The organism is uncultured Azohydromonas sp. (assembly GCF_937926365.1).
Lineage (GTDB): Bacteria > Pseudomonadota > Gammaproteobacteria > Burkholderiales > Burkholderiaceae_C > Azohydromonas.
In genome coordinates, this window is the sequence record NZ_CALAOH010000153.1 from 1 (window position 1) to 6,704 (window position 6,704).

A 6,704-nucleotide genomic window follows, 5' to 3' on the forward strand; every position below is an offset into this window, starting at 1 on the left:
AGGTGATCGTGGCGATCAACAAGGACCCGGAGGCGCCGATCTTCAGCGTGGCCGATTACGGCCTGGAGGCCGACGTCTTCGAGGCCGTGCCGGCGCTGGTCAAGGCGCTGTAAGCCGGATCAGACACAAGGGCGCCAGTGGCGCCCTTTTTTCTTCCATAACGACATATCCACAAGGAGACAACGCCATGGCCTACAAGGCACCCATCAGGGATTACCTGTTCGTGATGAACGAGCTGGCGCGGCTGGACCAGATCGCGCGCTGGCCGGGCTTCGAGGACGCCGGGCCCGAGACGGCCCAGGCGGTGCTGGAGGAGTGCGCGCGGCTGTGCGAGGAGGTGCTGGCGCCGCTCAACGTCGCCGGCGACCGCAACCCCTCGCGCTGGGACAACGGCGAGGTGCACAGCACGCCCGGCTTCAAGGAGGCCTTCGCACAGTACGCCGCCGGCGGCTGGCAGGGACTGCAGCACCCGGCGGACTTCGGCGGGCAGGGCCTGCCCAAGCTCATCGGCGCGGCCTGCAACGAGATGGTCAACAGCGCCAACCTCAGCTTCGCGCTGTGCCCGCTGCTGACCGACGGCGCCATCGAGGCGCTGCTGACCGCCGGCTCGGCCGAGCAGCAGGCCGCCTACATCCCGCCCATGATCGACGGGCGCTGGACCGGCACCATGAACCTCACCGAGCCGCAGGCCGGCTCCGATCTGGCGCTGGTGCGCACGCGGGCCGAGCCGCAGGCCGACGGCACGTACCGCCTCTTCGGCACCAAGATCTTCATCACCTGGGGCGAGCACGACCTGGCCGAGAACATCGTGCACATGGTGCTGGGGCGGGTTGCGGGCGCACCCGAGGGCGTCAAGGGCATCAGCCTGTTCATCGTCCCGAAGTTCTTGCCCGACGCGCAGGGCCAGGCCACGGTGCGCAACGACGTGCACTGCGTGAGCATCGAGCACAAGCTGGGCATCAAGGCCAGCCCCACCGCCGTGCTGCAGTACGGCGAGAAGGACGGCGCCGTGGGCTACCTCGTGGGCGAGGAGAACCGCGGGCTGGAGTACATGTTCATCATGATGAACGCCGCCCGCTACGCGGTGGGCGTGCAGGGCGTGGCGGTGTCCGAGCGCGCCTACCAGCACGCGGTGGCCTATGCGCGCGAGCGCGTGCAGTCGCGCCCGGTGGATGGCAGCGCCGCGGCGGCGGTGCCGATCATTCACCACCCCGACGTGCAGCGCATGCTCATGACCATGCGCGCGCAGACCGAGGGCAGCCGCGCCATGGCGCTGGTGGCCGCCGCGGCGCACGACGCGGCGCACGCGCACGTGGACCCGGCGCAGCGCGAGGCCAACCGGCGCTTCTACGAGTTCATGGTGCCGCTGGTGAAGGGCTACTGCACCGAGGTCAGCCTGGACGTGGCCTCGCTGGGCATCCAGGTGCATGGCGGCATGGGCTTCATCGAGGAAACCGGCGCGGCGCAGTACCTGCGCGACGCCAAGATCCTCTCCATCTACGAGGGCACCACCGCCATCCAGGCCAACGATCTGGTGGGGCGCAAGACGCTGCGCGACGGCGGCCAGACCGCGCGCTGGCTGGCGCAGCAGATCGAAGCGACGGAGGCCGAGCTGGCGGGCAGCGGCAGCGCCCATGCGCGTGCCATGCACCACCGGCTCACGTCCGCGCGCCAGGCCTTCCTCGACGTGGTGGCGTTCGTGCTGGAGTACGGCAAGACGCGGCCCAACGCCGTCTATGCCGGCTCGGTGCCGTACCTGATGCTCGCGGGCGCCCTGGTGGCGGGCTGGCAGATGGCGCGCGCGCTGCTGGTGGCCGAAGCGGGGCTGCCCTCGGCACAGGGCGAGGACGCGGCCTTCCTGCGTGCCAAGATCGCCACGGCGCGCTTCTTCGCTGACCACGTGCTGGGCGCGCTGCCCGGGCGGCGCGACGCGATCGTGCAGGGCGCGGACGCGCTGGCGGCGATGCCGCTGGAGGCGTACTGAGCCTGCCGACGAAGCCGAAACATTCCCCCGTCATGCCGGCGAAAGCCGGCATCCACGCCGCCCGGGATGCCGCCCGGAGTGCGTGGATCCCGGCTTGCGCCGGGATGACGAGAGACACCACGAGGGAGACGCCCATGGCCTTGCCGCCCCTGCTGTCCCACCTGTCGCTGCCGGTCATCGGCGCGCCCCTGTTCATCATCAGCAACCCGAAGCTCGTCATCGCGCAGTGCCGCGCGGGCATCGTGGGCGCCATGCCGGCGCTCAACGCGCGGCCGGCCTCGCAGCTCGACGAGTGGCTGGACGAGATCACGCAGGCGCTGGCGGCGCATGACCGCTCGCACCCCGAGTCGCCCGCCGCGCCCTTCGCGATCAACCAGATCGTCCACCGCAGCAACGACCGGCTGGAGCACGACATGGCGCTGTGCGCCAAGTACCGCGTGCCCATCGTCATCAGCTCGCTGGGCGCGCGCGAGGAGATCAACCAGGCCGTGCACGGCTGGGGCGGCATCGTGCTGCACGACGTCATCGACGACCGCTTCGCGCGCAAGGCGGTGGAGAAGGGCGCCGATGGGCTCATCGCCGTGGCGGCGGGCGCGGGCGGACATGCCGGCACCATCAACCCCTTCGCCCTGGTGCAGGAGATCCGCCACTGGTTCGACGGGCCGCTGGCGCTGTCGGGCGCGATCGCCAACGGCGGCGCGGTGCTCGCGGCGCAGGCCTGCGGGGCCGACCTGGCCTACGTGGGCTCGGCCTTCATCGCCACCGAGGAGGCGCGCGCCGCGCCGGACTACAAGCGGGCCATCGTCGAGGGGCGCGCGGCGGACATCGTCTACACGAACCTCTTCACCGGTGTGCACGGCAACTACCTGCGCGGCTCCATCGCCGCCGCGGGGCTGGACCCGGACGCGCTGCCGCAGAGCGACCCCAGCGCCATGAACTTCGGCGCCGGGCTGGCCAAAGCCTGGAAGGACATCTGGGGCGCGGGTCAGGGCATCGGCGCGGTGCGCGAGGTGGTGCCGGCGGCGCAGCGCGTGGCACAACTCAAGGCGGAATACGAGGCGGCGCGGCGCAGGGTGCTGGCCCCTTGACGAGGATGTGTTCCGGCGGCACCAGGTCCGGCCGCGCGGACCTGGCCGGCCGGCGGCATGCGACTCGCGCAAGGACCGGCCCGGGAAGTCGGACGGACCGCCCCCGGGAGCAGCCCTTGGGTTTCGACGGGCTGCCCGCTACACCAACTGCTTGCGAAGGGAACGAGAACATTCCCGGACGTCAGATGGGCGTCATCCCGGGCTTGCAGGATGGTACAGTCCACCGTTTCCTGAGTGGTCCTTCCCGTCCCCTTTGCTGGTTTCTTCACCAGAAAACCTAGTGAAGGCGGGTCGCAATCCGCCAACCGGTCAAGCCGTGTCGCGGAAGGTTTTTTCAAACCAGCCAACAGCCTTGTGGACAAGGCGAAAGGTGAGCGAAAAATGATGCAGCAGTACAGGGCGAACTCGTACCTGTTCGGGGGCAATGCGCCCTACGTCGAGGAGCTCTACGAGGCCTACCTCGACAACCCGGGCTCCGTGCCCGAAAACTGGCGCGAATACTTCGACGCCCTGCAGAACGTCCCCGCGGTGGACGGCAGCGAGCGTCCCGACGTTCCCCACGCGCCCGTCATCGAATCCTTCGCGCAGCGCGCCAAGTCCAACGCCTTCGCCGTCAAGGCCAGCAGCGCCGACCTCGCCGTCGCGCGCAAGCAGGTCCACGTTCAGAGCCTGATCGCGGCCTACCGCTCGCTGGGTTCGCGCTGGGCCGACCTGGACCCGCTCAAGCGCCAGGAGCGCCCCCGCATCCCCGAGCTGGAGCCGGCGTTCTACGACCTGAGCGAGTCCGACATGGACATCACGTTCAGCGCCACCAACACCTACTTCACGACCGCCGAGCAGATGACGCTGCGGCAGATCGTGCAGGCGCTGCGCGAGACCTACTGCAGCACCATCGGTGCCGAGTTCATGCACATCACCGACCAGTCGCAGAAGCGCTGGTGGCAGCAGAAGCTCGAAAGCATCCGCAGCAAGCCGAGCCTGACCGTTGAGCAGAAGAAGCACGTGCTGGAGCGCGTGACCGCGGCCGAGGGCCTGGAGCGCTACCTGCACACCAAGTACGTGGGCCAGAAGCGCTTCTCGCTCGAAGGCGGCGAGAGCTTCATCGCGGCGATGGACGAGCTGATCCAGCAGGCCGGCCAGAAGGGCGTGCAGGAAATCGTGATCGGCATGGCCCACCGCGGCCGCCTCAACGTGCTGGTCAACACCCTGGGCAAGATGCCCAAGGACCTGTTCGCCGAGTTCGAGCACACCGCGCCCGAGGACCTGCCCGCGGGTGACGTGAAGTACCACCAGGGCTTCTCCAGCGACGTGGCCACCCCCGGCGGCCCGGTGCACCTGAGCCTGGCCTTCAACCCCTCGCACCTGGAAATCGTCAACCCGGTGGTGGAAGGCTCGGTGCGCGCGCGCATGGACCGCCGCGGCGACAAGCTCGGCGCCCAGGTGCTGCCCGTGCTGGTGCACGGCGACTCCGCCTTCGGCGGCCAGGGCGTGAACCAGGAGACGCTGGCGCTGTCGGAGACGCGCGGCTACTCCACCGGCGGCACGGTGCACCTGATCATCAACAACCAGATCGGCTTCACCACCTCCGACCCGCGCGACCTGCGCTCCACGCTGTACTGCACCGACGTCGTCAAGATGATCGAGGCGCCGGTGCTGCACGTGAACGGCGACGATCCTGAAGCCGTGGTGCTGGCCGCGCAGCTGGCGCTGGAGTTCCGCATGACGTTCCGCAAGGACGTCGTGGTGGACATCATCTGCTTCCGCAAGCTGGGTCACAACGAGCAGGACACGCCCGCGCTGACCCAGCCGCTGATGTACCGCAAGATCGCCGCGCACCCCGGCACCCGCAAGCTCTACGCCGACAAGCTGGCCGCGCAGGGCCTGGGCGAGACGCTGGGCGACGACATGGTCAAGGCCTACCGCGCCGCCATGGACGAGGGCCGCCACACGGTCGATCCGGTGCTCAGCAACTTCAAGAGCAAGTACGCGGTCGATTGGACGCCGTTCATCGGCAAGAAGTGGACGGACGCCGCCGACACCGCGATCCCGCTGACCGAGTGGAAGCGCCTGGCCGAGCGCCTGACCACCATCCCCGAGAGCGTGAACCTGCACCCGCTGGTCAAGAAGGTCTACGACGACCGCGCCAGCATGGGCCGCGGCGACATCAACGTGGACTGGGGCATGGGCGAGCACATGGCCTTCGCCTCGCTGGTGGCCAGCGGCTACGCCGTGCGCCTGTCGGGCGAGGACTGCGGCCGTGGCACCTTCACGCACCGCCACGCGGTGATCCACGACCAGAAGCGCGAGAAGTGGGACGAGGGCACCTACGTGCCGCTGCAGAACGTGGCCGACAACCAGGCGCCGTTCGTCGTCATCGACTCCATCCTGTCGGAGGAGGCGGTGCTGGGCTTCGAATACGGCTACGCCGGCTCCGAGCCCAACACGCTGGTGGTCTGGGAAGCGCAGTTCGGCGACTTCGCCAACGGCGCGCAGGTGGTGATCGACCAGTTCATCGCCTCGGGCGAGGTGAAGTGGGGCCGCGCCAACGGCCTGGTGATGATGCTGCCGCACGGCTATGAGGGCCAGGGCCCCGAGCACAGCTCGGCGCGCTTGGAGCGCTTCATGCAGCTGTCGGCGGACAACAACATGCAGGTGGTGCAGCCGACCACGGCCAGCCAGATCTTCCATGTGCTGCGCCGCCAGATGGTGCGCCAGTTCCGCAAGCCGCTGGTCATCATGACCCCGAAGTCGCTGCTGCGGAACAAGGACGCCACCTCGCCGCTGAACGAGTTCACCAAGGGCGAGTTCCGCACCGTGATTGGCGAGCTCGATGCGAGCATCGACGCCGCCAAGGTCAAGCGCGTGATCGCCTGCTCGGGCAAGGTGTACTACGACCTGGTGAAGAAGCGCGCCGAGAAGGGCGCTTCCGACGTGGCCGTCATCCGCGTCGAGCAGCTGTACCCGTTCCCGCACAAGGCCTTCGCCGCCGAGATGCGCAAGTACCCCAACGCCACGGAAGTGGTGTGGTGCCAGGACGAGCCGCAGAACCAGGGCGCCTGGTTCTTCGTGCAGCACTACATCCACGAGAACATGAGCGAAGGGCAGAAGCTGGGCTATGCCGGCCGTCCCTCGTCGGCCTCGCCGGCCGTGGGCTACGCGCACCTGCACCAGGAGCAGCAGAAGGCACTGCTGGAGCAGGCTTTCGCCAAGCTCAAGGGTTACACGCTCAACAAGTGATGCACTGAAGTGCGGCGCGCCGCGTGGCGCGCCGTCTCCTGCGCGCGCGGCGCCATCGAGAAAGCCGCGCGGCAGCCGGGTTCACCCCCGGCACACCCCAAATTCCGAAGAGAACACAAATGGCGATCGTTGAAGTCAAGGTTCCGCAGCTGTCCGAGTCGGTGGCCGAAGCCACGCTGCTGCAGTGGAAGAAGAAGGCCGGCGAGGCCGTGGCCCAGGACGAGATCCTGATCGAGATCGAGACCGACAAGGTCGTGCTGGAGGTGCCCGCTCCTTCCGCCGGCGTGCTCGGTGAGATCGTCGTGGCCGACGGCGGCACCGTCGTGAGCGACCAGGTCATTGCCAAGATCGACACCGAAGCCGCCGCAGGCGCCGCCGCCCCGGCCGCCGCTGCC

The 6,704-nt window shown here is 68.8% G+C and carries 4 protein-coding genes and 1 pseudogene; all 5 read left to right on the forward strand.

The window, feature by feature from the left end; all coding sequences use genetic code 11:
• A pseudogene (locus Q0741_RS16435) lies at positions 1-113 on the forward strand (electron transfer flavoprotein subunit alpha/FixB family protein); the annotation flags it as partial.
• Positions 114-187: 74 nt separating this feature from the next.
• Entirely contained in the window at positions 188-1,984 is a 1,797-nt protein-coding gene (locus Q0741_RS16440) for an acyl-CoA dehydrogenase (protein WP_298234279.1), read from the forward strand.
• Positions 1,985-2,118: 134 nt separating this feature from the next.
• Entirely contained in the window at positions 2,119-3,072 is a 954-nt protein-coding gene (locus tag Q0741_RS16445) for a nitronate monooxygenase family protein (protein WP_298234280.1), read from the forward strand.
• A 381-nt stretch (positions 3,073-3,453) separates the two neighbouring features.
• Complete coding sequence (locus Q0741_RS16450) at positions 3,454-6,309, forward strand: 2-oxoglutarate dehydrogenase E1 component (protein WP_298234281.1); 2,856 nt, start codon at positions 3,454-3,456, stop codon at positions 6,307-6,309.
• Between the two features lie 119 nt (positions 6,310-6,428).
• On the forward strand, positions 6,429-6,704 hold a 276-nt coding region (locus Q0741_RS16455; protein WP_298234282.1), incomplete at its 3' end, for a biotin/lipoyl-containing protein.

What these genes read in the sequence shown, in the direction of transcription:
- Q0741_RS16440 (WP_298234279.1), top strand. Translation starts at nt 188, where the DNA reads ATGGCCTACAAGGCACCCATCAGGGATTACCTGTTCGTGATGAACGAG.
- Q0741_RS16445 (WP_298234280.1), top strand. Translation starts at nt 2,119, where the DNA reads ATGGCCTTGCCGCCCCTGCTGTCCCACCTGTCGCTGCCGGTCATCGGC.
- Q0741_RS16450 (WP_298234281.1), top strand. Translation starts at nt 3,454, where the DNA reads ATGATGCAGCAGTACAGGGCGAACTCGTACCTGTTCGGGGGCAATGCG.